The sequence below is a fragment of the Bradyrhizobium sp. IC3195 genome, from assembly GCF_020193585.1.
Taxonomy (GTDB): Bacteria; Pseudomonadota; Alphaproteobacteria; order Rhizobiales; family Xanthobacteraceae; genus Bradyrhizobium; species Bradyrhizobium yuanmingense.
Window position 1 is genome coordinate 108,779 of the sequence record NZ_JADYVG010000017.1, and the last position, 25,258, is coordinate 134,036.

Annotated in this window: 26 protein-coding genes and 2 tRNA genes; 20 read left to right on the forward strand and 8 right to left on the reverse strand. The window is 66.0% G+C overall.

What is annotated here, in order from left to right; translation table 11 throughout:
• Positions 1 to 99 precede the first annotated feature (99 nt).
• Positions 100 to 1,194: an adenylate/guanylate cyclase domain-containing protein gene (locus I6F09_RS26940; RefSeq protein WP_225189476.1), complete on the forward strand. Its 1,095-nt coding sequence runs from the start codon at positions 100 to 102 to the stop codon at positions 1,192 to 1,194.
• A 92-nt stretch (positions 1,195 to 1,286) separates the two neighbouring features.
• Here the strand turns inward: I6F09_RS26940 and I6F09_RS26945 are convergent, their stop codons facing one another.
• The 3 genes from I6F09_RS26945 to tsaD are packed head-to-tail and all read right to left on the reverse strand — an operon-like array spanning position 1,287 to position 3,753.
• Positions 1,287 to 1,700: an EVE domain-containing protein gene (locus I6F09_RS26945; RefSeq protein WP_225135576.1), complete on the reverse strand. Its 414-nt coding sequence runs from the start codon at positions 1,698 to 1,700 to the stop codon at positions 1,287 to 1,289.
• Between the two features lie 2 nt (positions 1,701 to 1,702).
• On the reverse strand, positions 1,703 to 2,683 hold the full coding sequence (locus tag I6F09_RS26950) for an NAD(P)H-dependent glycerol-3-phosphate dehydrogenase (protein WP_225189460.1): 981 nt from the start codon (positions 2,681 to 2,683) through the stop codon (positions 1,703 to 1,705).
• Positions 2,684 to 2,685: 2 nt separating this feature from the next.
• The gene (gene tsaD / locus I6F09_RS26955) at positions 2,686 to 3,753 is read right to left on the reverse strand and encodes a tRNA (adenosine(37)-N6)-threonylcarbamoyltransferase complex transferase subunit TsaD (protein WP_193374949.1); all 1,068 of its coding nucleotides are present in this window, start codon (positions 3,751 to 3,753) and stop codon (positions 2,686 to 2,688) included.
• A gap of 157 nt (positions 3,754 to 3,910) precedes the next feature.
• Between tsaD and I6F09_RS26960 the strand changes: the two genes are divergently transcribed.
• The 5 genes from I6F09_RS26960 to I6F09_RS26980 all read left to right on the forward strand — a co-directional run bounded on the left by I6F09_RS26960 (position 3,911) and on the right by I6F09_RS26980 (position 8,500).
• Entirely contained in the window at positions 3,911 to 4,657 is a 747-nt protein-coding gene (locus tag I6F09_RS26960; protein WP_225189461.1) for a uroporphyrinogen-III synthase, read from the forward strand.
• A 63-nt stretch (positions 4,658 to 4,720) separates the two neighbouring features.
• A complete protein-coding gene (locus tag I6F09_RS26965) occupies positions 4,721 to 5,953 on the forward strand; it encodes a hypothetical protein (RefSeq protein WP_225189462.1) in 1,233 nt (410 codons plus the stop codon).
• A 35-nt stretch (positions 5,954 to 5,988) separates the two neighbouring features.
• Positions 5,989 to 7,788 (forward strand): heme biosynthesis HemY N-terminal domain-containing protein, encoded by a 1,800-nt coding sequence (locus tag I6F09_RS26970; RefSeq protein WP_225189463.1) that lies wholly within the window; start codon positions 5,989 to 5,991, stop codon positions 7,786 to 7,788.
• 99 nt (positions 7,789 to 7,887) lie between these two features.
• Positions 7,888 to 7,963, forward strand: a tRNA-Thr gene (locus tag I6F09_RS26975).
• Between the two features lie 144 nt (positions 7,964 to 8,107).
• A complete protein-coding gene (locus tag I6F09_RS26980) occupies positions 8,108 to 8,500 on the forward strand; it encodes a hypothetical protein (RefSeq protein WP_225189464.1) in 393 nt (130 codons plus the stop codon).
• 132 nt (positions 8,501 to 8,632) lie between these two features.
• Here the strand turns inward: I6F09_RS26980 and I6F09_RS26985 are convergent, their stop codons facing one another.
• Positions 8,633 to 9,688, reverse strand: a complete 1,056-nt coding sequence (locus I6F09_RS26985) for a polysaccharide deacetylase family protein (protein ID WP_036002909.1) — start codon at positions 9,686 to 9,688, stop codon at positions 8,633 to 8,635.
• A gap of 252 nt (positions 9,689 to 9,940) precedes the next feature.
• Here I6F09_RS26985 and I6F09_RS26990 point away from each other — a divergent pair, with 252 nt between their 5' ends.
• Complete coding sequence (locus I6F09_RS26990; RefSeq protein WP_036038816.1) at positions 9,941 to 10,234, forward strand: hypothetical protein; 294 nt, start codon at positions 9,941 to 9,943, stop codon at positions 10,232 to 10,234.
• A gap of 152 nt (positions 10,235 to 10,386) precedes the next feature.
• Positions 10,387 to 10,602 (forward strand): hypothetical protein, encoded by a 216-nt coding sequence (locus tag I6F09_RS26995; RefSeq protein WP_036002903.1) that lies wholly within the window; start codon positions 10,387 to 10,389, stop codon positions 10,600 to 10,602.
• A gap of 134 nt (positions 10,603 to 10,736) precedes the next feature.
• Here the strand turns inward: I6F09_RS26995 and I6F09_RS27000 are convergent, their stop codons facing one another.
• Positions 10,737 to 12,425, reverse strand: coding sequence for an MFS transporter (locus tag I6F09_RS27000; RefSeq protein WP_036002980.1), 1,689 nt, complete (start codon positions 12,423 to 12,425; stop codon positions 10,737 to 10,739).
• A gap of 136 nt (positions 12,426 to 12,561) precedes the next feature.
• Here I6F09_RS27000 and I6F09_RS27005 point away from each other — a divergent pair, with 136 nt between their 5' ends.
• From I6F09_RS27005 to I6F09_RS27035, 7 genes are all read left to right on the forward strand, one after another.
• On the forward strand, positions 12,562 to 13,923 hold the full coding sequence (locus I6F09_RS27005) for a hydrolase (protein WP_225189465.1): 1,362 nt from the start codon (positions 12,562 to 12,564) through the stop codon (positions 13,921 to 13,923).
• A 35-nt stretch (positions 13,924 to 13,958) separates the two neighbouring features.
• Positions 13,959 to 15,329, forward strand: a complete 1,371-nt coding sequence (locus I6F09_RS27010) for a cytochrome P450 (RefSeq protein WP_036002897.1) — start codon at positions 13,959 to 13,961, stop codon at positions 15,327 to 15,329.
• Positions 15,330 to 15,379: 50 nt separating this feature from the next.
• Positions 15,380 to 16,789: an adenylate/guanylate cyclase domain-containing protein gene (locus tag I6F09_RS27015; RefSeq protein ID WP_036002893.1), complete on the forward strand. Its 1,410-nt coding sequence runs from the start codon at positions 15,380 to 15,382 to the stop codon at positions 16,787 to 16,789.
• A 178-nt stretch (positions 16,790 to 16,967) separates the two neighbouring features.
• Positions 16,968 to 17,489 carry a TerB family tellurite resistance protein gene (locus I6F09_RS27020; protein ID WP_225142336.1) on the forward strand — a complete coding sequence of 174 codons (522 nt, stop codon included), beginning with the start codon at positions 16,968 to 16,970 and terminating at the stop codon, positions 17,487 to 17,489.
• Between the two features lie 188 nt (positions 17,490 to 17,677).
• Entirely contained in the window at positions 17,678 to 18,457 is a 780-nt protein-coding gene (locus I6F09_RS27025; RefSeq protein WP_109142002.1) for an SDR family oxidoreductase, read from the forward strand.
• 129 nt (positions 18,458 to 18,586) lie between these two features.
• On the forward strand, positions 18,587 to 19,381 hold the full coding sequence (locus I6F09_RS27030; RefSeq protein WP_109142003.1) for a glutamine amidotransferase: 795 nt from the start codon (positions 18,587 to 18,589) through the stop codon (positions 19,379 to 19,381).
• Positions 19,382 to 19,505: 124 nt separating this feature from the next.
• Entirely contained in the window at positions 19,506 to 20,318 is an 813-nt protein-coding gene (locus I6F09_RS27035; RefSeq protein ID WP_036002884.1) for an enoyl-CoA hydratase, read from the forward strand.
• A 122-nt stretch (positions 20,319 to 20,440) separates the two neighbouring features.
• Here I6F09_RS27035 and I6F09_RS27040 read toward each other — a convergent pair.
• A tRNA-Ala gene (locus I6F09_RS27040) sits at positions 20,441 to 20,516 on the reverse strand.
• Positions 20,517 to 20,720: 204 nt separating this feature from the next.
• On the opposite strand from I6F09_RS27040, the gene I6F09_RS27045 reads away from it, so the two are divergent.
• The 3 genes from I6F09_RS27045 to folD are packed head-to-tail and all read left to right on the forward strand — an operon-like array spanning position 20,721 to position 22,287.
• Positions 20,721 to 21,011, forward strand: coding sequence for a YggT family protein (locus I6F09_RS27045; RefSeq protein ID WP_036002872.1), 291 nt, complete (start codon positions 20,721 to 20,723; stop codon positions 21,009 to 21,011).
• A gap of 15 nt (positions 21,012 to 21,026) precedes the next feature.
• Complete coding sequence (locus tag I6F09_RS27050; protein ID WP_051056859.1) at positions 21,027 to 21,392, forward strand: DUF167 domain-containing protein; 366 nt, start codon at positions 21,027 to 21,029, stop codon at positions 21,390 to 21,392.
• Between the two features lie 10 nt (positions 21,393 to 21,402).
• Entirely contained in the window at positions 21,403 to 22,287 is an 885-nt protein-coding gene (gene folD, locus I6F09_RS27055) for a bifunctional methylenetetrahydrofolate dehydrogenase/methenyltetrahydrofolate cyclohydrolase FolD (protein ID WP_036002869.1), read from the forward strand.
• Positions 22,288 to 22,391: 104 nt separating this feature from the next.
• Here the strand turns inward: folD and ppa are convergent, their stop codons facing one another.
• Both ppa and I6F09_RS27065 read right to left on the reverse strand, forming a co-directional pair.
• Positions 22,392 to 22,928, reverse strand: a complete 537-nt coding sequence (ppa, locus tag I6F09_RS27060) for an inorganic diphosphatase (protein ID WP_036002867.1) — start codon at positions 22,926 to 22,928, stop codon at positions 22,392 to 22,394.
• A 179-nt stretch (positions 22,929 to 23,107) separates the two neighbouring features.
• Entirely contained in the window at positions 23,108 to 23,617 is a 510-nt protein-coding gene (locus tag I6F09_RS27065) for a GNAT family N-acetyltransferase (protein WP_024338772.1), read from the reverse strand.
• A 272-nt stretch (positions 23,618 to 23,889) separates the two neighbouring features.
• Between I6F09_RS27065 and I6F09_RS27070 the strand changes: the two genes are divergently transcribed.
• Together I6F09_RS27070 and I6F09_RS27075 are read left to right on the forward strand one after the other, a co-directional pair.
• Entirely contained in the window at positions 23,890 to 24,789 is a 900-nt protein-coding gene (locus tag I6F09_RS27070; RefSeq protein ID WP_057025833.1) for an alpha/beta fold hydrolase, read from the forward strand.
• Positions 24,786 to 25,253: a DUF2269 domain-containing protein gene (locus I6F09_RS27075; protein ID WP_225189466.1), complete on the forward strand. Its 468-nt coding sequence runs from the start codon at positions 24,786 to 24,788 to the stop codon at positions 25,251 to 25,253. The genes I6F09_RS27070 and I6F09_RS27075 overlap by 4 nt, the downstream gene beginning before the upstream one ends.
• The last annotated feature ends 5 nt before the right edge of the window (positions 25,254 to 25,258 follow it).

Below are 25,258 nucleotides of genomic sequence, written 5' to 3' on the forward strand. Positions count from 1 at the left end.
GCGATCATCCCTGGTCTGACGATGGGACATGGCGGCGGCCCTGCGCTCCGTCAAGGATTGCCCGTGGCAAAGACGGCCCTGTTTCGCCATGATCGCCGGATGCAGCTCTCGCCGACCCTCGCCTGGCTCCTCGATGCGGCCTCGGATTGTCGCGGGGCCGACCACCTGCTCGCGGAGCTCGGCGCGCATCTGGCCGCCGATGGCGTGCCGCTCGCGGCAGGCGCCCTGACGCTGGAGGTGCCGCATCCGCTGATCGCGAAGCGGACCTGGCTGTGGCGTGCCGACAGCGGCCAGGTGATCGAAGCGCTCGGCTTCGCGCCGGGCGGCCTCGCGCCCGATCCACCCGACGACGCCGGCCGCCGCTGGCTGCGCGATATCGCCGGCGGCGATGTGCATGAAGATGTCGCCGGACAGCCCGATGGCCCGCTGCTCGGCTGGATCGGGCCGCGCCCGTTCACGGCGGATGAGATCGAGCAATTGCGTCAGGCCGCGCGTTTCGCCGCAACGCCGCTGGCCCTCCTCGCCGCGCGCGCGACCTTGCGGGCGACGCTCGATGCTTACCTCGGCACGCGCAGCGCGGAGCGGGTACTGGCGGCGCCTCTGCGCCGCGATCTCGGCGAGACTATCCAGGCCGCACTGCTCTATGCGGACCTGCGCAATTTCACGAACCTGTCGGAGACCGTCCCGCCGGCCGATGTCATCGCGGCGCTCGACGCGTGGTTCGATCGCATCGCCGGCGCGGTTCACGCCTTCGGCGGCGAGGTGCTGAAATTCATCGGCGACGGCGTGCTCGCGATCTTTCCGGTGCTCGAGGCGTCCCCGCGCCGCGCCTGTGACGCTGCTTTGCGCGCGGCAAGCGCAGCCGAAGCCGGGATGGCGTATCTCAACAAGGAGCGCCGCGCGCAAGGGCTGCCGCCTTTGTCGTTTGGCGCCGCGCTCCATCTCGGCGAGATGCTCTGGGGCAATATCGGCGCCGCGAACCGGCTCGACTTCACCGCGATCGGCCCCGCCGTCAACCTCGCCAGCCGTCTGGAGGGATTGTGCAAGCCGCTGGGCCGGACGGTGCTGGTGTCGGGCGCGCTCGCCGCCGAGACAGAGATGCCGCTGGTTGCGCTTGGGACGCATGAGCTGCGCGGCATTGCCGCGCCGTGCGAGGTGTTTGCGCTGGAGGAGTCGCAAGCCCGGATATCGTAGCCCGGATGGAGCGAAGCGTAATCCGGGATCGGGCTTCAATCGAGACTTTCCCGGATTGCGCTGCGCTCCATCCGGGCTACGAAACGACGCAACTACATCCCGCCCATCTTGCAGACGAGCTTCCACTCCTCTGCCGTCACCGGCTGCACGGAGAGGCGCGAATATTTCACCAGCGCCATACCTTCGAGCTTCTTCTCGGCCTTGATCGCGGCCATCGTCACCGGCGTCTTCAGGGGTTTGTCGGCCTTGATGTCGACGCAGACGAATTTGCCGGTCTTGTCGGTTGGATCGGGATAGGCCTCCTTGATGATCTCGGCGATGCCGACGATCTCCTTGCCCTCGTTGGAATGATAGAAGAACGCCTTGTCGCCCTTCTTCATGTTCACGAGGTTCTGACGGGCGGTGAAATTGCGCACGCCGGTCCAGGCCTCGCCCTTGGCGCCCTTCGCAACCTGCTGGTCCCAGGACCACACCGACGGTTCGGATTTCACGAGCCAGTACGCCATGCTTATTCCTCTGCCTTGAAGGGGCGCGTCATCAGCGCCGAGATCGCGGCATCGATCGTGCTTTTGCCGCTCAGGATCGATGCGACCGCCTCAGATACCGGCAACTCGATGTTTTGCGAAGCGGCGAGCTCGATCAGCACGGGGGCGGTGAACTCGCCCTCGGCGAGCTTGCCGGCGGGAGGCTGCTCGCCGCGGCCGAGCGCGAGGCCGAGCGCGAAGTTGCGCGATTGCGGGCTCGAGCAGGTCAGAATGAGATCACCGAGGCCCGACAGGCCGGTGAGCGTCTCGCTGCGTGCGCCGAGCGCACGGCCGAGGCGCGTCAGCTCGGCAAAGCCGCGGGTCGTGAGCGCCGCCTGCGCGGAGGCGCCAAGCTCGCGCCCGACCGCAATGCCGACCGCGATCGCCAGCACATTCTTGGCGGCGCCGCCGATCTCGACGCCGCGAATGTCGGTGGAGTGATAGGGGCGGAATGTCCGCGAGCCCAGCGCCTGCACCAGGCTGCTGGCGAGCGCCTCATCGCTTGCCGCCAGGGTCACTGCCGTCGGCAGGCCGCGTGCGACGTCGTCGGCAAAGCTCGGCCCCGACAGGATCGCCGGCTGCGCGTGCGGCGCGGCCTCGGCGATCACGTCGGTCATGAACTTATGGGTGCCGTGCTCGATACCCTTGGCGCAGGCGACGATCGGCACCGCCTTCGTGATGTGCGAGGCCAGCATGTTGACCGCACCGCGCAAATGTTGCGCCGGCGTTGCGATCAGCAGCATGTCGGCACGCGCGGCGAGCGCCAGATCGCTCGTCACGACGGTCTCAGGCACGATCCGAATCCCGGGCAGACGCGGATTGTCGCGCGTCGATGCGATCCGCGCGGCGTGCTCGGCATTGCGTGCCCACAGCGTCACGTTTCGCCCTGCTCGCGCCGCCACCGTCGCCAGCGCCGTACCCCAGGCGCCCGCGCCGATCACTGCGACGGATTGGAACGCGGTCATCCCTAGAATCCCGCCCGAGTCTTGCCGTAGCCTGCGGGCGCGGTCGCGTTGGCATCGAGCAGCCAGCGTGCGCGCGGCTGCGCGTCCATCGTGTCGGTCAGGCCAAGCGCCAGGCGCTCGGCGCCGGCCCAGGCGATCATGGCGCCGTTGTCGGTGCACAGCGCGGGCGGTGGCATGATCAGCTGCGTCCCGGCCTGCTTCGCGACATCGTCAAGCGCGCCGCGGATCGCCTGATTGGCGGCAACGCCGCCGGCGGCGACCAGCGCGCGCGGTGCGCCGAACTGCTCGCGGAAAAGCTTCAGGCCGACGCTCAGCCGGTCGGCCGTTGAATCGAGCACGGCGGCCTGGAAGCTCGCGCAGAGATCGCTGATGTCCTGCGGCGTGAGCTCGGCCAGCCGGCTCGCTTCGGTGCGCACCGCCGTCTTCAGTCCCGACAGCGAGAAATTGGCATCGGGGCGCCCCTGCATCGGCCGGGGAAACGCAAAGCGCGTGGCATCGCCACCTGCCGCCGCGCGCTCGACCTGCGGGCCGCCGGGATACGGCAGGGCCAGCATCTTCGCGACCTTGTCGAAGGCCTCGCCGATGGCGTCGTCAACCGTGGTGCCAAGCCGCACATATTGGCCGACACCGGTGACCGCGACGATCTGGGTATGGCCGCCGGAGGCGAGGAACAGGCAATAGGGAAATTCGATGCCGTCGGTGAGACGCGGCGTCAGCGCATGCGCTTCGAGATGATTCACCGCGACCAGCGGCGTGTCGTGCACCATCGCGATCGCCTTCGCGGTGGTGAGTCCGACGATGACGCCGCCGATCAGCCCGGGCCCCGCGGCCGCCGCGACGCCGTCGAGCTGAGCATAATCGATGCCGGCCTCGTTCATGGCGCGGTCGATGATCCCATCGAGCACGTCGACATGCGCGCGCGCGGCGATCTCCGGCACCACGCCGCCGAAGCGGGCATGCTCCTCGATCTGCGACCGCACGATGTTGGACAGGATCTTGCCCTTGCCGTCGGCCGCGCGTTCGATCACGGCCGCGGCGGTCTCGTCGCAGGTGGTTTCGATGCCCAGCACCAGCATTGGCGAATTGTTATCCAATTTGCGCCCTTGCGCTCATCCATAAAGCAGAGTTCTGGTACGTCCGGTAGCATCCCGGGGTCGGCTTGCGCAATCGTCACGCGCAGCCGTTCTGGTCAATGCGTCACCGCCAAATGGTCCGGGAACAGCAGCGATGTCCATTCTTGTCACACGGCCGCATCCCGACAATGCGGCGACGGCGGACAATCTGCGCACGCGCGGGCATGCGGTACTGCTTGCGCCGGCGCTCAAGCTCGAGCCGGTCGCCTTCCAAGGCGAGAGCGAAGTTTCTTATGATGCCGTTCTCGTCACCTCGGCCAACGCGATTCGCGCTATAGCGCCGCAATTGCCGGACCTCGGTCTGCTGGAGCTGCCATTGTTCGCGGTCGGCGAACATACGGCTGCAGTGGCGCGAGAGGCTGGTTTTGCCGAGGTGATCGTCGCCGGGGGCGACGCCGCGTCCTTGCGCGACAAGGTGATGCAGAGCGCGTGCGACAAGGTGCTGAAGAAAAACAGCACGCTGCTGTATCTCGCCGGCGCGGATCTGTCGCGCGACCTCGGCGGCGAACTCGGGGCGGAAGGTTTCCGCGTGGTGACGCAGACGACCTACCGCATGGCGCCGGTGAAGCATCTGCCGCGCGAGGTGTGCGAGGGCTTTGCCGCCCACGGGATCGAGGCGGTGCTGCACTACTCCCGGCGCAGCGCACGTGCGTTCCTCGATGCGGCGCGGGACGAAGGTGTCGAAATTTCGGCGCTGGCGATCCCGCATTGCTGCCTGTCCGAGACTGTTGCGGGCGTGCTGCGCGATGCCGGCGCGTCACAGGTTCTGGTGGCCGCAACGCCGGACGAAACTGCCCTATTCGACACCTTGGAGCGTGCGTTGCGGACCCGTTTGGCGTAAAGGTCGGGCCGAATCCGACGCAATCTAATCCACCCTGGTATGGAAGTGTGAGGAACCGTCACGATGGCCGACGACAAGCCTGAAGACGCTGGATTGGCGCCCGATCCGGGTCGTGCCAAGCGCACCCCGCCCACCATCGACCTCGAGGCGACGGAAGTCTCGACCCAGCCGCAGCAGGTCGCGGGCGAGTCCGAGGCATCCGAGCATGTCGCGCAGGAGCAGGCCAGGGTGGAAGAGCCCGGCTCGGAACAGGTCAAGGCCGAGCCTCAGTCCGAATCTGCAGAGCAGCAGGCCTCCGCGGCGGTGCCTGTATCGGCGCCGATTTCGCCCTGGGTCATCGCGCCGTTCTCCGGCGTTGCCGCGGCTGCGGTCGTGATCGCAGTCGGCTGGATGCTGGGCTGGCCCGCGGTGCAGGCCCCGCCGGCCGCGCCGCAGGTCACCAGTGCGACCGTCGATGCGCTGAGCGGACGCGTTGCCGCGGTCGAAGCCAGGGCCGCGAGGCCGGCGGCCGATCCGGCCCAAGTCGCGCGGATCGACGCGTTGGAGAAAGCGGCGAGCGCACTGCGCGGCGACATCGCCAATTTGCGCGCACAGTTCGATAAGACGGCGAGCGCGCTGAACGATGCGAAATCCGCGCCGCCGAGTGCCGCGCCCGATCTTGCCGCGCTCACCGACCGCATCGCCCAGCTCGAGCGCGCGAGCAAGACCGAGCGGGCCGAGCTTGCGCAGCAGGGCGAGAAGATCGCCGAGGCCAAGACCGAGGCCAAGACGATGGACGACAAGCCGCTCCGCTATGTGGTCGCGGCGTCCCTGCTCGACGTTGCCGTTCGCCACGGCGATCCCTATCAATCGCAATTGGCGGCGGCGCGGTCGCTGGCGACCAAGCCCGATATGCTCAAGCCGCTCGAGGCGTTTGCATCGTCCGGCATCCCGACATCGGCGGCGCTGAGCCGCGAGCTCCTCAATATCGTGCCGAAGCTGTCGCCGCCGGCTGAAGCTCCGTCGAGCGAGGCCGGCATTGTCGAGCGGCTCCAGGCCGGCGCGTCAAAGCTCGTGCGGATCGAGCGCACCGATGGCGTCGGCAACGATCGCGGCGCCATCGTGACGCGCGTCACGGCGGCGGCGCTCCGTAGCGATTTCGCCGAAGCGCGGCGCGAGCTGAAGACGCTGCCCGAGGCTGATCGTGCTCCGGCGCAGGCCTGGCTCGACAAAGCCGACGCCCGCGACGCCGCGCTCGCCGCGTCCCGCAAATTCGCCGACGATGCCATGGCGGATCTCGCCAAATCTACTCAATAAGATTCGCGCAACAATCGGCGCGTATAGGGATCGCCATGCTTCGCATCGTCCTCTTTCTCGTCTTGATCGCACTGGCGGCGGCCGGCGCGGCCTGGGTCGCCGACCAGTCCGGTGATCTCGTCCTGACCGCGGGCAGCTTCCGCATCTCAACGACGCTGCCGAGGTTCGTGTTCTTGCTCGGCCTCTTCGCCGCTTCCGTCGTGCTGGTCTGGAGCATCCTGACGATGATCTGGCGCATGCCGGGGCGCTTGCGCCGACGCCGTCATGACAAGCGCCATGCCCGCGGCCGTCACGCCATCACCCATGGCCTGCTCGCGATCGGCCACGGCGATTCCGCGCTCGCGCGCCGGCACGCCGAGGCGGCGCGGCGGCATGCACCGAACGATCCGCTCGCACTGCTTTTGCACGCGCAGTCGGCGCAGCTCGAAGGCAATCGCGACGAGGCGCAACGCGTCTTCCGCGCCATGGCCGAACGCGAGGACACGCGGCTGCTCGGCCTGCGCGGTCTCTTCATCGAGGCGCAGCGCGCCGATGATGCGGTCGGCGCCGTGATGATTGCGGAGGAAGCGATCAAGCTGTCGCCGTCCGCGACCTGGGCCTCGCACGCGGTGCTCGGCTTCCGCTGCGCGCGCGGCGACTGGAGCGGCGCGCTCGCGATCCTCGATTCGAATCTGTCCGCGGGCCTGATCGACAAGCAGACCTATCGCCGGCAGCGCGGTGTGCTGCTCGCCGCGCGTGCGCTGGAGCTGGAAACGATGGACCGCGACGTCGCGCGCGAGAGCGTGATGGAGGCGGTCAAGCTCGCGCCGACCCTGGTGCCGGCGGCCGTGCTCGCGGCAAAATTCGAGAGCGAGGCGCATCAGGTGCGCCGCGCCATGAAGCTGGTCGAAGCCGCCTGGCTCGCCAATCCGCATCCCGATCTCGCGGATGCCTATGCGCATGTGAAGCTCGGCGATTCCGCGTGGCACCGCTTGCAGCGGGTAGAAACTCTCGCCGCGAAGACCCCCGCCGACAAGCCCGGTTATGTCGAAGGGCAGCTCGCGATCGCGCGTGTTGCGATCGAGGCCTCCGAGTTCGCCCGCGCGCGCGAGGTGCTCGCGCCTTATCTCAAGGATCCGACCCAGCGCGTCGCGCTGCTGATGGCCGAGATCGAGCGCACAGAGCATGGTGACGGCGGCCGCGCCCGCGCCTGGACCTTGCGCGCGGTGCGCGCCCGGCTCGATCCCGCCTGGACCGCGGACGGCTATGTCAGCGACCGCTGGCGTCCGGTCTCCCCGGTCACCGGCCGCCTCGATGCGTTCCAGTGGCAGGCGCCGGTCGCGAGCCTGCCCTCGGACAAGGGCCCCACGCTCGAATCCTCGGCCTTCGAGGAAGCCATGCTGGCCGCTCCGCCGCCGAAGCGGGTGACCGCCGCTCCCAGCGAAGCCGCGGTGGAACCGCCGGAGGTGGCCCCGCTGCCGGCACCGGCCGCGCAGGACAATTCACCCCCTCAGGCCAAGGACGCCGCGAAGGAGGCTACCAAGGAAGTGGCCAAGGAGACTGGGGAGCAAACTGCGAAGGTCGACGAGCCGGTCGTCACGCCCGCCGAGCCGGCGAATCCGGCTCCGGCGCCCGCCGAATCATCGCCGCCGGCGCCGACGCCGGTCTTCCGGACCCGCGCCAACCTCAGCAAGCCCGCCTCGGCGCCGACTCAGACCGTCATCCCGATCGTCCGCGCACCGGACGATCCCGGGATCGACGACGACGGCCCAAGCGACGAATTTACGGAACAAATCGGCACGCCCAAAGCCCAAGCGGGCGGCTGGCGCGGATTCTGGTCCCGCTGGGGCGCGTGAGCGGTATTTCGCCTCCCGCTTGTCCTTGCCAATTCGGGCCATGCCCGATATCAGGGGCGCGCGTATCGGGGCCGGCATTGCTTTGGTCCCGGCAGGTTCGCCGCAATAGCTCAGTCGGTAGAGCACGTCATTCGTAATGACGGGGTCGGGGGTTCGAATCCCTCTTGCGGCACCAGCGCCCCGGTTCATCCGATCCCCAAGCGCTCCGATGACCAGGCATCAGCCTGCATCAGGGCTCGCTCGGCTGCGTGATCGCGATCACATAATCGCAGACATGGCTCCCCTAACGTCCTGTCACGCCAACACGGGGAGACTTCACATGCGCAAGATCATTCTGATTGCCGCCATGCTGCTGGCTTCGGCCTCCGCCCAGGCAGGCGGCTCCCGCGGTCTGTCGCTGGCGGCGGCAGGCGAACAGACCTCCACTCCGCAAACCACGACATCGGTGAGCACCGTGACGGCGCAGGTGAGCGAAGCCGGGCCGGCCGCCGAGGCTCCGAAATATTCCGATCGTCCGCCGGCGGTGTCGCTCTCTGCGCCGACAGTGGCGACCACTCCGACGGTCACCACACCGGCGACGGCCTCCGCGCCGGTCACGACGACCAAGCCTGCCACCAAGATGACGACAAAGGCGGACAAGCCGAAACCCAAGCGCAGCTGGACCGAGCGCCGCATCATCAGCGAGCTGCATCGCCACGGCATCTATTGGTGAGGCGCCGACCTGTACCCTGATCTCGCCGTCATGCCCGGGCTTGACCCGGGCATCCACGTCTTCGCGCCTGATCCTAAAACGTGGATGGCCGGGACAAGCCCGGCCATGACGCAAGAGTTTTGGATTTGGCGCTTATTGCGAGATCGTTTGCACGACGCTCGCGATCGGACGGGAGTTCGTGCCTGCGGTCGGCACCTTCATGTCCTTCATCAGCGCCTCGTCATATTCCGGCAGCGTCTGGAGGCTCGTCTTGGCCTTCATCTGCACGACCTTGTAACCGCCGGCCTTCAGCCGCGCGAGCAGCGTCGGCAGGGCGAGGCCCGTGTTCTTCTGGAAGTCGTGCATCAGGATGATGCCCTTGCCGAGCTTGTCCAGCCTCGTCATCACGGTCTCGACGATCTTCTCCGGCGTCGCGCCCTTCCTGAAGTCGAAGGAGTCGATTTCGGTCGAGAACATCGCGACGTTGCGGGTGCCGAAATAGCTCACCATCGCGGGATTGTGCTGAAGCTGCGGAAAGCGGAAGAACGGCGCCGGGTTGGTGCCGAGCGCGAATTTCACTGCGCTGAAGCCCTTCTCAACCTCGTCCTTGACCTGCTGCTCGGTCAACTTCTTGCTGTTCAGATTGACATGCGACCAGGTGTGCGTGCCCACCGTGTGGCCCTGGGCCAGCACCTGCTTCAGGATCTCCGGATGGTAGGTCGCGTGCTTGCCGACCGAGAAGAACAGGCCCTTGGTGCATTCGTCCGCGAGCGCCTTCAGCACCGTGGGCGTGTTGACCGGCCACGGACCGTCGTCGAAGGTCAGCACGACCTCCTTCTCGGTCAGGAAGTCGAACTGCTTGAAATGCTCGAAGCCGAAGCCGGGGCCGCCCGTCGTGTCGATCTCGACGACGCGGGACACGCCCAGCGCGTTCGGATTGGCGCAGGCCTGCTTCGGCTGCATCGGCATGACCGGCACGGGGGCAGGTGCTGGAGCTGCTGCGGCCGGCTTGGCCGCGACGGCCGCGGTGGTCTCGACGTCGTCCTTGGCGGCGAGCTTCGCCTGTGCCGGCAATGGGTCGGCGGCACGGGCGGCAACTGTCTTGGGAGCGCCCTGGTCGGCGCGCGCGGAATAATAAAACCAACCGCCGGCGGCGATCACGACCGCCGCAACTACACTGGCCAGCATCAGGCCCAACGCATTACGCATCGTTACTCTTTCCAATTACGCAACCAAACCGGCGGAATTTCCCGCGCGACGAGCCATTAATGCGAAGTAAGAGTTAACGTGACACCAACACGACAGCGGTTGCGAAGGAATTTCAGTGGGCTGCGTCTGAGTGACTGAGATCACAGAGGACGGGTCTCCCGTGAGCGTCATCACAGTGGAAACGGTTTTGCCGGAGCATCGTAGCTCCCATCGACAACGGGCCCGCTGAGGCGGCGCCAACGGGAGCTTCAAATGACCAAGTCGTTTACCGGCAAGATCCGCGACACCAGCCTGGCCCTGGGCTTTGCCGCCATCGTCTCGATCGCTTCGACGGGCGCGAGCTTCGCCTTCTCGGCCGAGGCGCAGCAGATGTGCACGGGCGATGCCTTCCGTCTCTGCTCGGCCGAGATCCCCAATATCCCGAAGATCACCGCGTGCATGATCAAGCATCGCTCGGACCTCAGCGCCGGATGCCGCGCGGTGATGGACAAGACCCTCGCCAAGGGCGCCTCGCGCAAGGTCGCTGACGCTCAGGACACACAGTAACCAAGACGCTGCAGCTCCCCTCGTCATGCCCCCCGGCATGAAGCCGGGGTGATGCGGCGGCGCCCTGCAGCTAGTCAACAAAGCCGTTGCAGGTGCGGGATCGTCGCACTAGCTTCGCCCGCACGTCTTTCCGGGTAAGAGGCAATTGCGCGATGACCAGACTGCTTTTCGTTATTTCCTTGCTCCTGTGCGCATCGAGCGCCTCCGCGCAACAGCAGCCCGGCCATGATGCCTGCGCGCGCGACGTCACGCGCTTCTGCCGTCCCGTAATGGACAATGGCGACGGTGCCGTGCTGGCCTGCCTGAAGCAGAACCGCACCAAGCTGAGCAAGGCCTGCGACAAGGTGCTGACCCAGCACGGGCAGTGATCGTCATTCCGGGGCGCGCGAAGCGCGAACTATGGTGCGCAACTGCGCACCTGAGGATCCATCGCGCGACCAACTCCTGCGATAAATGGATTCCGGGTTCGCTCCTTACGGCGCGCCCCGGAATGACGAGAGGCCTACGTACTGCTTCCCGCCGCGGTCGCGACCACCGGCAGCACCTCGCTGTTGGCACGGTCCGGCGTGTCGTCCTTCCAGCGCACCGAACCGAAGGGGCGCTCCAGCATGCGGCGGATTCGCACCGGCTCGGGACCGATGTGGAAATCGATCGCCTGCTGATGCAGCGCGCGTTCGGACTGGGTCGCACGGTTGCGCTGACGCAAATAGTCGAGCCAGGTCGGGCAGTGATAGCGCTCGGTCCACAGCTCGGGGTCGGCGATGTCGCGCGCGATCGACCAGCCATAGGCACCGTTGCGCTGGCGCGAGAGCTGCACGTCCTGCATCACGTTGTGGAACGCGCGCGCATTCTCTTGCGCAACCCGATATTCGATCTCGACCACGAGCGGGCCGCTGCGCCCTGTCAGCGACAGCCTCACCTCGGGATCGGCCAGCATGTCCGCATCCTCGTTGCGGGCTCCGACACGCGGCATCGTGAGCCAGATGCCGAGCAGCGGCGAGATCAGCATCAGGCCGGCCGAGGTCAGCAATGCGATCTCGACGCCGGCATAGTCGGTGAGATGGCCCCAGCCCCAGGCGCCGATCGCGATGCCCCCGGCGATCGCGGCCTGGAAGGCTGCGAGCGAGCGACCGGCGACCCAGCGCGGGGCCGAGAGCTGCACGCCGATATTGAACAGCGCGATCGCCGCCATCCAGACTGCGCCGCCTAGCACCAGCGCGGCCGCCGTCAGCACCGGCTCCGTGCTCAAAGCGAGGGCGGCCATGGTGAAGGCCATCGTGATGGTGCAGGCGCGGATCGCGGCCTCGCCGCTCATGCGCTTGCGCAATTCGTGGATGTTGAGCGCGCCGATCACCGCGCCCATGCCGAAGGCGCCGAGCATGATGCCATACATCTGCGCGCCGCCATGCAGGAGGTCGCGCGCGACCAGCGGCATCAGCGCCATCACCGCGCCGCCGATCAGGCCCATCACCAGCGTGCGCAACAGCACGATCTTGATCGGCGGCGAATTGGTGATGTAGCGCACGCCCGAGACCATGGCGCGGTTGAGCTTTTCCCGCGGCAGGCGCGACACCTCGGTGTTGCGGCGCCAGAGCAGCAGCACCACCAGCAGCGGCAGATAGAGGATCGCATTGCAGGCGAATGCGGCCACCGCACCGAGCGCAGCGACGATGACGCCGCCGACCGCCGGACCGAAGCTGCGCGCGATGTTGTAGCTGATGCCGTTCAGCGCCACCGCGGACGCCAATGCCTCGGGCGGCACTTGTTCGCTGACCGAGGACTGCCAGGCCGGACCGAACAGCGCATTGCCGCTGCCGACGATGAAGCAGAAGGCGAGCAGCAATTCCGGGGTGATCAGGTTGAAGCCGGCCAGCACGGTGAGCACGCTCGCGCCGATCAGCGCGATCGACAGCGAAATCACGCTGACGATGCGGCGGTCATACATGTCGGCGATGGCGCCGGCCGGCATCGAGATCAGCATGATCGGCAGCATGAGCGCGGTCTGCACCAGGGCCACCTTGTCTGCCGAGGCCGCCATCTGCGTCATCGCCCAGGCCGCACCCACGCCCTGGATCAGGAGGCCGAGATTGGAGAGCAGGCTGGCGAGCCAGATCCGCCGGAACACGGTGTACCGCAGGGGCGCTGTGATGCCGTCGGCGGCCATTTTCGGGCGGTTCGGCTGCTCGGTCATATCCCCTTCCATGTCGGATGGCAGAAGTGGTCGTGGTGATTCCGGCCAATTCAGTGATGCCCGCGAAAGTCCTTCGCTGTCCAGTGCTTAGGCCGGTATAAGCAGTGCAAAGAGCTAGGCTTGCCGGGAGGAACTGATGAAGCTGTCGCGACGGACGATTTTGCGAGGGGCTGCGAGCGTGCCTTTCGCACTTGCGAGCTTGCGGACGGGCGCGCTGGCGCAGACCGCGCCCGCCACGGAGCTGCCGCCGATTCTGTTCGTCCACGGCAATGGCGATTACGGCGCGCTCTGGATGACGACGCTTTGGCGGATGGAGTCCAACGGTATCGCGCGCGATCGCATGATGGCGATCAATTTCACCGACCCGCTGGCGCGCAACGACGACAAGGTCGAGCAGGCGGGTCGCTCCTCGACCGAGGACCAGCGCCTCGAGCTCGCTGCCGCCATCACCGAGTTGAAGCGCCGCACCGGCGCAGCCCGCGTGGCGCTGGTCGGCAGCTCGCGCGGCGGCTACGCGATCCGTAACGTCATCAAGAACGGCGGCGCCGGTGATGTCAGCCATGCGGTGCTGTGCGGTACGCCCAATCACGGCGTGTTCGCAACAGACGACCAGCCGAACAACGAATTCAATGGCCGCGGCACGTTCCTGCGCGGACTGAACGAGGGCGAGAGTGAGGTGACGCCGGGAGTCGCTTTCCTCACGCTGCGCAGCGACGGTCTGGACAAATTCGCGCAACCCGACGGCCGCTTTATCGGCAAGCCCGGCATGCCGACCAATGTCACCGCCGAAGGGCCGGAGCTGAAGGGCGCCACCAATCTCGTGCTCGGCGCGCTCGACCATCGCGAGGTGGCGTTTCACCCGCGCGCGTTCCGCGAGATTTACAAGTTCATCGCGGGGCGCGAACCTGCGCGCATCGCGATCGTGCCGGAGACCAGCGTGAGATTGAGCGGCCTCGTCACGGGTACGCCCGGCGGCGTGCCGACCAATCGTCCGGTCGCGGGTGCAATCGTCGATGTCTTCCGTGTCGATCCTGATACCGGGGAGCGCAAAGAAGGTGCGCTGTACAGCTCGACAACAGGCTCAAATGGCCGTTGGGGGCCGGCGCAGGTCGATCCCGCCTGGTCGCTCGAATTCGTGCTGACCTCGCCGGATGCGCCGACGACGCACATCTACCGCTCGCCCTTCCCGCGCTCGTCCGAGGTTGTGCATCTGCGGCCCGCGCGGCCGCTCGGGCCGGCCGACAAGGCCGCCGGCGCCGTCGTGATCATGTCGCGCCCGCGCGGCTATTTCGGCCTGCCGCGCGACGTGGTGCTGCTCGACGGCAAGGAGCCGGCCGACGTCAAGCCGGGCGTGCCCACGGATGCGGCAGCCACCCTGCGGCTTCCCGCCACCGAGGTTGGCCGTAACATCGTGGCCCAATTCGGCGAAGAACGGATTGTGGCACGCGCCTGGCCTGCGTCCGAGAACCGGATTGCCATCGCCGAGCTGACTTACTAGCTATTTACCTTCGTCCCACCTTGCGGGAGAGAGCCATGAATATCGCCAGCGTGCGTCGGCCCATCACCCCTCCGGCTCCTCCGCGAGCGCCCGACGATATGTCGTTCTTCGGCCGGCTCGCGGTCATCAGGCAGAATATGATCGCGACCTGGGGTCAACGCGCCTACGAGGAAGAGGTCATTTCTGGCCGCTTCTTCTTCCGCAATAGCTTCATCCTGAACCAGCCGGACGCGATCCGGCACGTGCTGCTCAGCAATTACGAGAACTACACGCGCACGCCGGCCGGCATCCGCATGCTGCGCCCCGTGCTCGGCGACGGCCTTCTGATCGCGGAAGGTCATTCCTGGACGTTTCAGCGCCGCACGCTGGCGCCGGCCTTCACGCCGCGCGCGACCGCAAACCTCGTTCCGCACATGACGGCCGTGCTCGACGAAACCATCGCCAAGCTGGACGCGCAAACCGGTGAGCCGGTCGACCTGCGCGCGATCATGCAGCGCATGACGCTTGAGATCGCCGGTCGCACGATGTTCTCGTTCGGCATGGACCAGCACGGCGCAACCCTGCGCAACTTCATCATGGAATATGCCGCGCGGTTGGGGCGTCCGTACTTCCTCGACATGGTGCTGCCGGTGTCCTGGCCGAGCCCGATGGATTTTGCCCGCGCCCGTTTCCGCAAGCGCTGGACCGAGTTCGTGGCCATGCTGATCGCCGAGCGGCGTAAGGCGGGCAAGAAGGACGGTGCGCCGCCGCGCGATTTGTTCGATCTCATGGACGAGGCACGCGATCCCGAGACGGGCCAGGGCTTCTCCGACGAGCAGCTGGTCGACGAGGTCGCGACCATGATCCTCGCCGGTCATGAGACCACGGCGACGGCGCTGTTCTGGGCGCTCTACCTGCTCGCGCTCGATCCCGATACGCAGGAGGAGGTGGCGTCCGAGACCCGCGGCGAGCATCTCGACAGCATGGCCGACATCGATCGCCAGAAATTCACCCGCGCGGTGATCGACGAAACCATGCGGCTCTATCCGCCGGCCTTCCTGGTCGCGCGTGCCGCGCGCGATAGGGACAATGCGGCGGGCGTCGAGATCGGCAAGGGCGACATCATCATGATCGCGCCCTGGCTCTTGCACCGGCACGAGAAGCTGTGGGATCAGCCGAACGCATTCATTCCAAAGCGCTTCATGTCGCAGGAGGCGCCGGACCGTTTTGCCTACCTGCCGTTCGGCGCAGGTCCGCGCGTCTGCATCGGCGCACCGTTTGCCCAAGCCGAATCCGTGCTGGCGCTGGCGCGGCTGATCGGAGCGTACCGAATCGAGCTTGCCGACCCCGCGACCCCCGTAATTCCGCTCGGCGTCGTCACCACCCAGCCGGACCATTCACCCCTGTTCCGCATCACGCGTCGGTGACAGGCTCGCGTCTGGCCGCTGGCGTGACCCGGCCTACATAGAGTTCCGCCATGAGCGACATCCAGGCCCAGTTCTCCGTTCTGAAGCAGACCGCCGATTCCGTTGTGGTGGAGGCCATCGCGCAGCTGATCGCCAACGGTCATGATCGCGATCTCAACCGGATCAATGCGCTGGATTTTGCCGACCGGACCGGGCTCGACCAGGAGAAGGTCATTTCCGGCTTCCTGCACGCCTCGCGGCTCGGCCTGTTCGACATGAGCTGGAACGTGCTGTGTCCCGGCTGCGGAGGCGTGCTGGGCGCGCACGCCACACTGAAGTCGTTGAAGCACGACGACTACAATTGCGCGCTCTGCGCCGCCGGATACGAGGCCTCCGTCGACGAGATGGTCGAAGTGGCCTTCACCGTCAGCCCGCGGGTCCGCCGCATCGGTGCTCATGATCCCGACACGTTGCCGATCTGGGAGTATGTGCGGCAGATGTTCTGGAGCTCAGGCGTCGACATCAACGACGAATCCTTTTCCCGCCTGATCAACCAGGTAACGCTCGAAGCCCTCGAATTGCCCGCCGGCGAGAAGGCGATCCTCTCACTCAATCTGCCGAGCCAGTTCATCATCGTGTTCGAGCCGGTCACCCATTCCGCCCATTTCCTGGACGTTCAGGGTGAGCCGACCAGCGAGCGTCAGCAGCTGTCGATCATGTTCAACAAGCTGGAGGCGCCGACGGGGACCACCGTGATGCGCCCCGGACCGTTGCGTCTCATGCTCGAGAACCAATCGGACAGTCGCGTATTGCCCTCGGTCTGGATTGCCGACCACGCGTTGCACGAGATGATCGGCAAGCGCAAGCCGATCCTGACCGCCAAGCGCATGCTGTCCAACCAGACGTTCCGCGACGTCTTCAAGGCCGACAACCTCAATGTCGACCAGCGACTGAAGATCACGTCCCTGACGTTCCTGTTCACCGACCTGAAGGGTTCGACGGCGCTGTATGAGCGGGTCGGCGACCTCAATGCCTTCGACCTCGTGCGGGCGCATTTTCGCGCGCTGCTGGAGATCATCGCCGCCGAGAAGGGTGCGGTCGTGAAGACGATCGGCGATGCCGTGATGGCGACCTTCGTCAGGCCCGAGCACGCCATCACCGCGGGACTGCGCATGCGCGCGGCGATGGACGAATTGAACAAGCAGCGCGGCGCCAACGACCTCATTCTCAAGATCGGGATCCACGAAGGCCCCTGCCTCGCAGTCATGCTCAACGAGCGGCAGGATTATTTCGGCCAGACCGTCAACATCGCCGCCCGCGTGCAGAGCCTGTCGACCGCGCAGGAGATCCACATCACCGGCCCGGTGCTGGACGCTCCCGCAGTCGCCGAGGTGCTCGAGCAGCGCGCCATCAAGCCGATCCAGAAGCAGGCCGCGCTCCGTGGCATCGCCGACAAGATGGTGGTGTACGAGATACCGTGAGGCATCATTCGTCATTCCGGGTTCGATGCTGGCGCATCGCCCCGGAATGACGCTGAACAGATTGCCGAAACGTAATACGCGCGCGGAACTGACGCACGTTGCGCCGGTTGGGTTTCTTGCTCATATAATGCTGGTAACGGCCGCGCTCCTTGCGGCGTCATCAATCTCGGTAGGACCTATGCTCGACGGCTTGCGCCAATTCATCGCCGACATTGTCGGTCCCCAAGCCCAGGACCGCGCATTTGGCGACAGCGATTACCGGCTGGCCGCGACCGCGCTGCTGGTCCATGTGGTCTCGCTGGACGGCCAGCCGAGCGCGGCCGAGCAGCGCAAGCTGCACAGCCTGATCGAAAGCCATTTCGGGCTCGACCGCGGCACCGCTGACCGTCTCATCGCCGACGCCACCCAGGTCGAAGGCGAGGCCGTCGACCTCTATCACTTCACCAGCGTCATCATGCGCTCGCTCGACGAAGCGGGTCGCAAGCGGATCGTGCAGATGATGTGGGAGCTGGTCTATGCCGACGGAGAGGTCAGCGAGTTCGAGGACAATGTGGTCTGGCGCGCGTCCGACCTGCTCGGCATCTCCCAGCGTGACCGGATCGAGCTGAAGCACGCCATTGCGGAGCGTGCCGGTGGCCAGGTCAGGGATCGCGCCGTCGGACCGGTCCCCGGCGGATTGCCTGGCCTGCGAGCCACATGACGAAACTTTAATATAAGCCCGGCGGTCCCCCGCTTCTGCGGATTCGACTGCAAATACCGGTCTTTCCTGCTTCCACTGTCGCTCTCACAAGCAGCCATGCTGCCAGCGCCGCTTGCCTGGCGCGCACGGCTTATGCTCTCGTTCTGGTATTGCCGGGACCACAGACTTCACTTCAAGAGACTTCGATCGTGAATGAGCGGGTAACGTTGATCACCGGTGCCTCGGCGGGCATCGGGATGGAGCTGGCGCGTGTGTTTGCCGCCAATGGACATCGCCTCGCATTGACGGCGAGACGGGTGGATCGGCTCGAAGCGCTCGCGAACGAGATCGCCGCCAAGGGTGGCAAGAAGCCGATCGTGATCGCCTGCGATCTCGAGGACCCGCATGCCGGTGAGAGGATCGCCGCGACACTTGCCGCCGAAGGCGTCGAGCTCGATCATCTCGTCAACAATGCCGGCTTCGGCGTATTCGGCGATGCCATCGAGCGCGATCGCGTCGCGCAGCTCGGTATCGTCGATGTCAACGTCCGCGCCCTGACGGATCTGTCGCTGCGCTTCGCCGATCAGCTCATCCGGAACAAGGGCGGTCTTCTCAATGTCGGCTCGGTTGCAGGCTTCCTGCCCGGCCCCGGCATGGCCGTGTACTACGCATCCAAGGCCTATGTGATTTCCTTCACCGAAGCATTGCGGGCGGAGCTCGCTCCCCGCGGCGTCCGTGTCACCGTGCTTTGCCCGGGCCCGGTCCCCACGGAATTCCAGGCCCGCGCCGGCGTCGGCTCGCAACATGACACGGCCTTTCTCAACGTCTCAGCTGCCGAGGTTGCGCGGGAGGCGTATCGCGCTCTGATGGCCAACAAACGGGCAGTGCTGCCCGGCCTCGGCAACAAGATTGTGCCGTTCGCGCTGCGCTTCTTCCCACGCGGCTTCATCCTGGCGGCCACTAGCCGGTTCCAGCGGCAGCGGCGCTGAACGCCGCCGCCCGCGTCCGTAGTGGCCCGGAGCTTGCTTCCAGACGTGCGCGTGTGTGCGCAAACTCACACGATGTTAACCATCGCTTAGCTATGCTGGCGGTCTGAACCGATAGCACTCGCAGAGGCCATGTCGTTCCGGACGGACAGGTTTGGTGGCGCAGAGGTGGTCGCCTTCCCACAGAGGGCGGCGAGCGTCGCCGCCGCTGAAACCCGGCTGCCGGTTCTGATCGTCCTGCATCAGGAATGCTCGACACCCGGCCGCGTCGGCAATGCGTTGCGCGCGCTCGGCCACCGCCTCGACATCCGCCGTCCTCGCTTCGGCGATCCCCTGCCCGAGACGCTCGATCAGCATGCCGGGGCCGTGATCTTCGGCGGGCCGATGAGCGCCAATGATTCCGACGACTACATTCGCCGTGAGATCGACTGGATCGAAATTCCGCTCCGCGAGCAGCGCCCGTTGCTCGGCATCTGCTTAGGGGCGCAGATGCTGGCGATGCAGCTCGGGGCCCGTGTCGCGCCGCATGCGCAGGCGCTGACGCAGATCGGGTACTACCCGATCAGGCCGACCGCCGCGGGCCGCGCGCTCTGCCCGCACTGGCCGGCGCAGGTCTATCACTGGCATCGCGAGGGCTTTGAGCTGCCTGGAGGCGCCGACTTGCTCGCCGAAGGCGATGATTTCCCGGTGCAGGCGTTCCGCACGGGCAATGCTTTCGGCGTGCAGTTCCACCCCGATGTGACCTATGCGATGATGTGCCGCTGGACCACGCGCGGCTATGACGGATTCAGCGCGCCCGGTGCACGGCAGCGGCATCATCATTTCGCGGATCGCGCCGTCTACGATGTCGCCGAACGCGCCTGGCTCGATCATTTCCTCGACGGCTGGTTGGAGCGCCGGCCGATGCTGGCGCAAGCCGCCGAGTAATCGCGGCTTCGCGCAAGTCCTTGGCGCAGGTCCTTGGCGCAAGTCCTTCTCCCATCCCGGGGTATGCTAGGCTCGCTTCTAACGAGCGCGTGCGAACGCGTGCCGGCAAACAAGGGAGAGCGTCATGGCCTACGAACACATTCTCTATGAGGTGAGCGACAAGATCGCGACCATCACGCTCAACCGCCCCGATCGCATGAATGCATGGACGCCGGTCATGGAGCGCGACGTGCGCAACGCGATGGAGGCATCGAGCGCCGACGACAATGTCCGCGTCATCGTCCTCACCGGCGCGGGCCGCGCCTTCTGCGCCGGCGCCGACATGGATGCGCTGAAGGGCCTCGATCCCAACGACGTCAGGCGCGCCTCGAACCTGCCGCCGTTCGACATGAATCGCCGGCCAGACTGGCAGACGCGGTACGGCTATTATCCTTCCATCAAGAAGCCTGTGATCGCCATGCTGAACGGCGCGACGGCAGGCATTGGACTGGTGCATGCACTCTATTGCGACCTTCGCTTTGCCGCCGACAACACCGTGTTCACCACCGCCTTCGCGCGGCGCGGCCTGATCGCCGAGCACGGCATCAGCTGGATGCTGCCGCGCATCGTCGGCCACGCCAATGCGCTGGATCTGCTGCTCTCGGCGCGGCGCGTGTCGAGCGAGGAGGCACTGCGGATCGGGCTGGTCAACCGGCTCTGTCCGCCGGAGAAGCTGCGTGAAGAGACGTATACTTACGCGCGCGATCTCGCCGATTTCGTCTCGCCGAGCGCGATGGCCGTGATCAAGCGCCAGCTCTACGAGGTGCCGTTCCAGACGCTGGCCGAGGCGACGATCGAGGCCAACAGGGAGATGATGGTGGCGCTGAACGGGAGTGATTTCAGGGAGGGCGTGGCGAGCTTCATGGAGAAGCGGCCGCCAAGGTTTACGGGGAGGTAGGGGGAGTTCACGGAGAGGGTCCGCCGTCGCCCTTCGGGCTATGGCGGGACAGCCTTCGCTCACTTCGCTACGAGAGAGCACGGCTGGCTTGCCTAGCCGTAGCTCGCGAAGCGAGCGAAGGCTGGTGGAGCCAGGCGGGATCGAACCGCCGACCTCGTCATTGCGAACGACGCGCTCTCCCAGCTGAGCTATGGCCCCTTTGCTGGCCGCTCTGGTGAACGCGGCCGACAACCGGGCGCCATTTAAGTCCCCGCCAAGGTCAAGTCAAGGACGGGCGTAACCCGGTTTTAGCTCTCAGGGTGCCGACTTCCCTTGTTTGGGCCTGACGGAACCGATATCTAGCAAACGGGGCGTCAATCCCGACCGAGCCAGAGTTTCCAAAAGCCAGAGGCCTCATAAGCCATGCGTGCCGTTCTCGACATCGTCATCATCGTGCTCGACCTCTACGTCTGGCTGCTGATCGCCTCCGCGATCCTGTCCTGGCTGATCGCCTTCAACGTGGTGAACACGCGTAACCAGTTCGTGTCGGCGGTGGCGGAGTTCCTCTACCGGATCACCGAGCCTCTGCTGGCGCCGATTCGCAATTTCCTGCCCAGCCTCGGCGGTCTCGACATCTCGCCGATCATCCTGATCCTGATCATCATGTTCATCGAGCGGGTGATCCTGTACTACATCTACCCGAACGTGGTCTAAGCGGGCGGGAGCGCCTTGGTTGCCAACAAGGAGCCTTGTTGTCAGGAGCCTTGCCCTAAGGACCCTTGGCGCTACTCGGCCGCAGGAATCAGCATCGCGCTGCGGGTGACGCCGCGCGGCGGCCGCGACGACATCGACGGGATCGAGCAGCTTTCGGATGGCCGCAGCGTGCTCAAGGTGCGGGTGCGCGCCATTGCCGATGGCGGCGAGGCCAACAAGGCCGTGCTGGCGCTGCTGGCGAAATCGCTCGGCGTGCCCAAGAGCAATGTAAAATTGCTATCCGGAGCCACGTCGCGGCTGAAGCAGATCGCGGTCGACGGCGATCCGGCGCGTCTCGGCGAAACCCTGCGCCAGCTCACATCGGCCAAACCGACAGATTGAGAGAACGGACATGACCGCTGATATCATCGATGGAAAAGTCATTGCGGCGGAGCTCCGTGGCCGCGTCGCCGAGGAGGTCGCCCGCGTCAAGCGCGAGCACAATCTGGTGCCGGGCCTTGCAGTGGTCCTGGTCGGCAACGACCCCGCCAGCGAAGTCTATGTCCGTTCAAAACACACCCAGACCCAGGCCGCGGGCATGGCCTCGTTCGAGCACAAGCTGCCGGCCGACGTCTCCCAGGCAGACCTGCTTGCGCTGGTGGCAAAGCTCAACCGCGATCCCGCCGTGCACGGCATTCTCGTGCAATTGCCGTTGCCGAAGGGGCTGAACACCGAAGCGGTCATCAACGCCATCGACCCCGCCAAGGATGTCGACGGGCTGCATCCGAACAATGCCGGCCGGCTCGCCGGCGGCTTCGAGGCGCTGTCGCCCTGCACCCCGCTCGGCTGCATCATCCTGACCAAAAGCGTGCACGCCTCGCTCGAAGGCATGAACGCCATCGTCATCGGCCGCTCCAACCTGGTCGGCCGCCCGCTCGTGCAATTGCTGCTGAACGAGAACGCCACGGTGACGATCGCGCATTCGCGCTCGCGCGACCTGCCTGGCCTCGTGAAGAAAGCGGATCTTGTCTATGCGGCGGTGGGCCGGCCAGAGATGGTGCGCGGCGACTGGCTGAAGCCGGGTGCGACCGTGATCGATGTGGGCATCAATCGCATCCCGAAGGAGGACGGCAAGACGCGCCTCGTCGGCGATGTCGCCTATCAGGAAGCGCTTGCCGTTGCCGGCGCGATCACGCCGGTGCCGGGCGGTGTCGGCCAGATGACGGTGGCGTGCCTGTTGGTGAACACGCTCCGCGCGGCCTGCGCGATCGCCGGCCTGCCGAAGCCGGCGGTGTAGTTGAGCGTCATTCCGAGGCGGCTCGCAGAGCCAAACCCGGAATCTCGCGCCCCGACCTCTGGATTCCGGGTTCGCTCTGACGCGCCCCGGAATGACCGTGCGGATCAGCCCTTCTTCTTCTTCTCGCGCTCGATGCCTTCTTGGATCAGCTGGTGCGCTTCCTCCGGGCCGCCCCAGCGCAGGATCTTCACCCACTTGCCCTTTTCGAGATCCTTGTAGTGCTCGAAGAAGTGCTGGATCTGCTGCAGCGTGATGTCAGGCAAATCGGAATACGACTTCACCTTGTCGTAGCGCTGCGTCAGCTTGGACGACGGCACCGCCAGGATCTTCTCGTCGCCGCCGGCTTCGTCTTCCATGAACAGCACCCCAACCGGGCGCACGCTCATGACGGCGCCGGGGATGATAGCGCGGGTGTTGATAATCAGCACGTCGCAGGGGTCACCGTCATCCGACAGCGTATGCGGGATGAAGCCGTAATTGCCGGGGTAACGCATCGGCGTGTAGAGGAAGCGGTCGACCACCAGCGTGCCGGCCTCCTTGTCCATCTCGTACTTGATCGGTTCGCCGCCCACGGGGACCTCGATGATGACATTGACGTCGTGGGGGACGTTCTTTCCGATCGAGACCGCATCGATACGCATTCAAGGCTCCGTTGTTGCCGAGGATAAATCGCGCCCGGCAGCGATTTTGGCGCTGTCATACGCGGGCTTGGCCCGCTGATCCATCGCGTTTTTGTGAAATAATGAATCCGGTGATCACCGGCGCAAGCGGCCTGCGGTATCGACGGATGGGAACGCTGCCCGGCTAGGGTTTCAGCAGCTCAATTGGTCCAAGCGAAGGCAACCTTGTCGAGCGCCTTCGGTCCGAAACGCTCCGACGAGCGCGCCACCATGCGACCACCCAGGGCGCGGTAGAACTCGGTAGCGGGATCGTTGTCCGAGAGCGCCCACACCACCATGCTCTTCAGCCCGCTCTGCATCAGGTCGCGGCGGGCGGCGGCAAACAGGCGGCGGCCGAAGCCGAGGCCCTGAAACTCGGGCCGCAGATAAAGCTCGTAGATCTCGCCGTCGAAATGCAGGCTGCGGGCCCGGTTGCGGCCGTAATTGGCATAGCCCGCGATCTTGTCACCGAACACCAGCACGCTGACGCGGCTGCCCTTGCGGATCGCGCTGTCCCACCATTGCGGACCGCGGCGGTTGATCAGCTTCTCCAGCTCGGCGCCGGGAATGATGCCCTGATAGGCCGAACGCCAGGCTTCGTCATGGGTCGACGCCACCGCAGTTGCATCTGCGGCTTTGGCCGGCCGGACCTCGATCAGGGTTGTGCTCATGGACGCGATCAAACCAAGTCGCCGCGCCGGCGGCAAGACCTATCGTTAATTATCGGTTAACCTGTGGACTTTCTGCATCAGTATTTCAACCGAGTTGTGCCGAAAAAAGACAGGACGGCAACTCCGAGGGCACCTGCGTGCGTGCCGTCGGTGCAAAACTCCTGTTGCTTGCGGCAACGAAGGAACGGCAATGGGCACCGCAGAAAGTCCGCTCATTGTGATTCGTTCCTACTAGTGTGCCTGTCGCTGTTCTTGTTCGCCCTCGGCAATTCATGCGGCTCCTCAATACCATCGCGCTCCTGCCTCTGCTGGCCTTGCTGACCGCGCCGCCTCTGTGCGCAGAGGTCAGGTTCGGTCCATCGGGAGAGGAGGGCGAACCGTTTCGTCGGCAGGAATGGCGCGTGCCAACGCCGGATACAGATCTTGCTGCGCATGCCCTGCTGTTTCGCCCCTCGGGCCCAGGTCCGTTCCGGCTCGCGGTGATCGCACACGCCTCGACGCAGAACACGCTACGTCGGGTGCAAATGCCGCAGCCGGAATACCGCCCGCTCGCCGGCTATCTCGTCGCGCGCGGCTTTGCCGTGCTGGTGCCGGAGCGGCCAGGCCATGGTGCCACCGGCGGCCGCTACCTCGAGGATCAGGGCGGCTGCGGCGAGCCCGACTACACGCGCTCGGGCCGCGCAACGGCCGACGCAATCAAACTGGCGCTGGTCCAGCTGCAAAAGCAGGATTTCATCCGCAAGGATGGCGCGATCGTGATCGGCCATTCCGCCGGCGGATGGGGTGCGCTGGCGCTCGCCGGTGCCGATCCGAAGGTGATCTCCGCCATCACCGTGTTTGCACCGGGACGCGGCGGCCATGCCAATGATGAGCCGAACCGAATCTGCGCGCCGCACACCCTGCTCGCCGCCGCAGCGGAATTCGGCAAGACCGCGCGCATTCCCGTCACCTGGCTCGTTGCGCCCAATGACAGCTATTTCGCGCCGGCATTCTCGCAGAAACTCGTCGATGCGTTTCGCGGCACGGGCGGCAAGGCTGAGTTTCGCCCGCTGCCGGCCGTCGGCAGCGAAGGCCATTGGATGATCGAAACCGAAGCCGGCGTCAAAGCCGCCAGCGGCGAGCTCGCGCGGGCGCTGAACCCGCCCAAGCCTGTGGCGACCAAGAAGCCATGACGCTGTATTTCCTGTTCAAATTTGTTCACGTCCTCGGCGCCATCGTCATTCTCGGCACCGGGACCGGCATCGCCTTCTTCATGCTGATGGCGCATCGCACGCAGGACCCGGAGTTCATCGCCCGCACCGCTTCGGTCGTGGTCATCGCGGATGCGATCTTCACGGTGTCGGCCGTGATCCTCCAGCCGGTCAGCGGCGGCGTGCTGATGATGCTGTCGGCGACCTCGATCACGGAGCGCTGGCTGCTGGCCTCACTCGCGCTCTACGCGATTGCCGGCTTGTTCTGGGTGCCGGTCGTGTTCATGCAGATCGAGATGCGCGACCTCGCGCGCAAGGCTGCTGCGCAGCGCAGTGCGCTCCCACAGCGCTATTTCGTGCTATTCCGCCGCTGGTTCGCGTTCGGCTTCCCCGGCTTCGGCGCGACGATGGCCATCCTGTGGCTGATGATCGCGAAACCGTTTTGAGAGAA